The following is a 3,390-nucleotide window of genomic DNA, read 5'->3' as shown; positions in this document are numbered from 1 at the left end:
ATTAAATATAATTTATCATATGGAATATCGATATTTACTAAAAACATCAAGATATTTTCCTTTATTTATTATCTTTTTTATTGCGTTTTCTACCATCAATAGCAATCTTATGATAGATCAACCTTTTTACATAAAATAAATATGAATATCTCAAAAAATGAAAATATTTCTATTTTTTTATACCGTTTTTTATTTGCACTGATAATATTAAGAGGTGACTGATTTTTGGTGCGTATAATAACAACCCGCTAAAGCCCCCAACATATAAAAGGTTAATGAGGAGCCACTATGACAAAAACTGTATTAGTTCCCATCGATTTTACTGAGCTTGGTTTATTGGATAAAGTTGTCACTCATCTCAAAGCATTAGCGATGGCCGATAAACTAAATATCCACTTTTTATCTGTTATTCCTAGCTATGAGTCCTTTGTCGGATTTGCTTTTGGCAGCCAAGACCGTCTTGCCAATGATAAGCAACGTATTGAAATTGCATTATCTACGTTAAATGATAGTTTATCTCATATTGAAATTCCCAATAGCACATCCCAATCTTATATTTCCGTAGGTAACCCACGCGACCGTATTTTAGAGACCGCAAAAAAAATCCAAGCTGATCTGATTGTGATAGGCTCACGTAACCCTGGAATGAAAACCTACTTACTAGGCTCGACAGCTTCTTCCGTTGTTAGCTATGCAGAATCTTCTGTTTTAGTTGTTCGATAACTCAACGCCAAGATTTTTCCTATCAGAAGTCAGGTTACGCCAATAACCTGATTTCTTATTTTTTTATCTAAATAATCGCTTTAGAATAAAATTTTATTGTCTCAAAATCTTATTCTTCCTATAAAAAAGAAATAAACATTTTAACAATAAGAATTTTATGAAAATAAACTCATATCGAGTGTAAGATAATATTTATTATACAAAACAATATATTAATAAAATGTTAATAAATTTATATTGTTTGCAAAGTTACTTTATGTAAAAATGCGTTTTTTTATTACTACAATTAAATGACCCTCTAACAGGAATTATGATGAATAAAGAATATTCTGCCAAATGGGAAGAGCGTTTTGATTTCTTCGAAAAATATGGTTCTCCTAAATCTCCAGAATACAAGGCTGCATATAAAGCACTGACTTTCGGTAAGCGTATTCTAATTGGGATGAATATCTGGGCTTTCTTCTTTGGCTTTATTTATTTTCTTATCCTTGGTTTATGGCGTAAAGCATTAACTTTATTCGGGATTAATGTTGCTATTATCATTGTGGTAAGTTTTATCGTGGAAGGACTTTCCCTAAGCCCTTCAATTCTCAATGTAGTCAGTATTGTGCTCAACTTCTTATGGGCGGCGACAGCTAATTATGCTTACTACTTAAAAGAAAAGAAAAATGATCAAGGTTGGAACCCGTTCACCGGTGTATTCTAAAAATAGATCAATAAGTTAAGTTAAATTAAATTAAATTAAATTAACATTAATCAAATTAGCAGAAAATCAGTGGTTTTTGCTACCTAAAAGGGCTCATCAGTAGCCCTTTTTTTATGGCTTAATCCTCATTTTTCACCTTTTCCCTCGCCCTTCTCACATATGAAAAATTTACCCAGCGATTTGTGATCATTTAATGAGTTAAGAATTTCACTTTAATATTAAATAAAATACAAGATTTGGCCCTAAATCAAAAACATAAATTATTTTTATAAAATAAATAATTTCACTAAAAAATAACACATAAAAAACACTTATCACTATTTATACAATATTCAATTTATCATTTGCTATATTTTAAATTTAATAACAATATTTATAACCCAGTTAAATCTTAGGGTTATTCTTTAATATGAACAACAAACAATAAATAATGCTATATTGAATAATAAATTGATAAGGAAAAGAGATGTCTGAACACTTTCAAGGTAAATTTGAAGCAGAATTGAAATATCACTTAAAACGACCTCAAGATTTTATTGATGCATTACAACTCGCTGGAGCAACTTTATTTATATCGAAAAATGATGAAACAGATTGGTATTTAGAACATCCAAATACGCTTTTCCCTGCTCCCTCTATAAGTTTATGCGTAAGAAAAATGGTCCCCTCTGGTATCAATTTATTAATTGTAAAAGGCCCAGAACAAGCTCAATGTGAAGCAGTAAAAATAGAAGATGCAGAAAAAACGGTTTCGATGTTTAAAACATTAGGTTATCACTGTATTTTAAACTATACAAAATCCCGTCAAATCTACTTTCTAGACCAATTTCATATCACTATCGATAAATTAGACAATCTTGGCTACTTTGCTGAATTTGCTATTATGACTGATGATGAGAGTAAACTTGCTGACTATAAATTACAGTTACATAACTTAGCATATCAATTTGGCTTTAATGATAGTGAGCAAGAGCATCATAACTATAAAACAATACTTTTAAGCAAGTTAGCTTAACTAACACGATGCACAATCTCGAGCAAATAAGATACTTGAAAAAAGCTAACATTTAATAATGCTAGCTTTTAAGCTTTTTCACTATCTCAAAAATGTTGAAACTCTGTGATCTCTTTTTTGCCATGAGCTTGTAAAAAATCAAGCACCTTTCTTGGTGATGTATTCAATATCTTCTGTTGTGGAAATTGGATCTCCGCCAATACTTCTAATACTCGCTCAAAATTCCCCAAAGATGATGCAATATGTGAATCGGAGCCTAGCGCAATTAAACCTCCGGCATCAAGCACCGCTTTCGCTATTTCAATGCAGTTTTTCTCACTTCCTACTCGAGAATGTATAAAAGAAGAATTATTCATTTCTAATGCAACATTGAACTCAGCAGCAACCTTTGCGACTTCCTTAATATCTATAGGATATTTAGGGTTTCCCGGATGGGTGATCACCTGTACTAAACCACTACTTATTGTTGCAATAAGCGCTTTAGTATTATCAACCATACCTAGTGATCCCATAACAGGATCATGAAAACCAGCGAGTACAATATCTAATTTTTTACTCATCTTCTCAGTACAGTCGATTTCACCTTTTATATTTTTGATATTTGCTTCGATGCCATAAAGAATACCAACACCATCGACCATTCTGGGGATCACCGGCAAATTTGAAAAATGCCATTCATGAGGAGCGTCATCCATATCGGGACCATGATCTGTAATCGCAAATAGCTTAATCCCTTTCTTTTTAGCTTGTTGAAAATATTCGCTAACCGTACTATAAGCATGTGTACTCGCAATGGTATGTGCATGTAAATCAACTGGATACATAAAGCTCCCCTTTTTCTGGCATACTATAACAACTGACACAATAGCCTTTTTTTTCTAAAGTTGACATCCTCCACGCCCTAAAGGACGTGGATCCCTACTGCGTTCAGACTGATGTCTGAATC

4 protein-coding genes are annotated in these 3,390 nt (G+C 32.3%); 3 read left to right on the top strand and 1 reads right to left on the bottom strand.

Annotated features, from left to right (window positions below; all coding sequences use genetic code 11):
• The first annotated feature begins 288 nt into the window (after positions 1-288).
• The 3 genes from AACU95_RS12965 to cyaB all read left to right on the top strand — a co-directional run bounded on the left by AACU95_RS12965 (position 289) and on the right by cyaB (position 2,444).
• Positions 289-723, top strand: a complete 435-nt coding sequence (locus AACU95_RS12965) for a universal stress protein (RefSeq protein ID WP_004251473.1) — start codon at positions 289-291, stop codon at positions 721-723.
• A gap of 310 nt (positions 724-1,033) precedes the next feature.
• On the top strand, positions 1,034-1,429 hold the full coding sequence (locus AACU95_RS12960; RefSeq protein ID WP_004242555.1) for a DUF2628 domain-containing protein: 396 nt from the start codon (positions 1,034-1,036) through the stop codon (positions 1,427-1,429).
• A 466-nt stretch (positions 1,430-1,895) separates the two neighbouring features.
• Positions 1,896-2,444, top strand: a complete 549-nt coding sequence (gene cyaB / locus AACU95_RS12955; RefSeq protein ID WP_141192434.1) for a class IV adenylate cyclase — start codon at positions 1,896-1,898, stop codon at positions 2,442-2,444.
• Positions 2,445-2,530: 86 nt separating this feature from the next.
• On the opposite strand, the gene AACU95_RS12950 is transcribed toward cyaB, so the two are convergent.
• Positions 2,531-3,268, bottom strand: coding sequence for a phosphatase (locus AACU95_RS12950; protein ID WP_049203866.1), 738 nt, complete (start codon positions 3,266-3,268; stop codon positions 2,531-2,533).
• Between the last annotated feature and the right edge of the window lie 122 nt (positions 3,269-3,390).

It is taken from the genome of Proteus sp. G4415 (assembly GCF_963896075.1).
GTDB lineage: Bacteria > Pseudomonadota > Gammaproteobacteria > Enterobacterales > Enterobacteriaceae > Proteus > Proteus mirabilis.
Note: the sequence above shows the minus strand (reverse complement) of the source record. Positions and strands in the feature narration are given on the sequence as shown.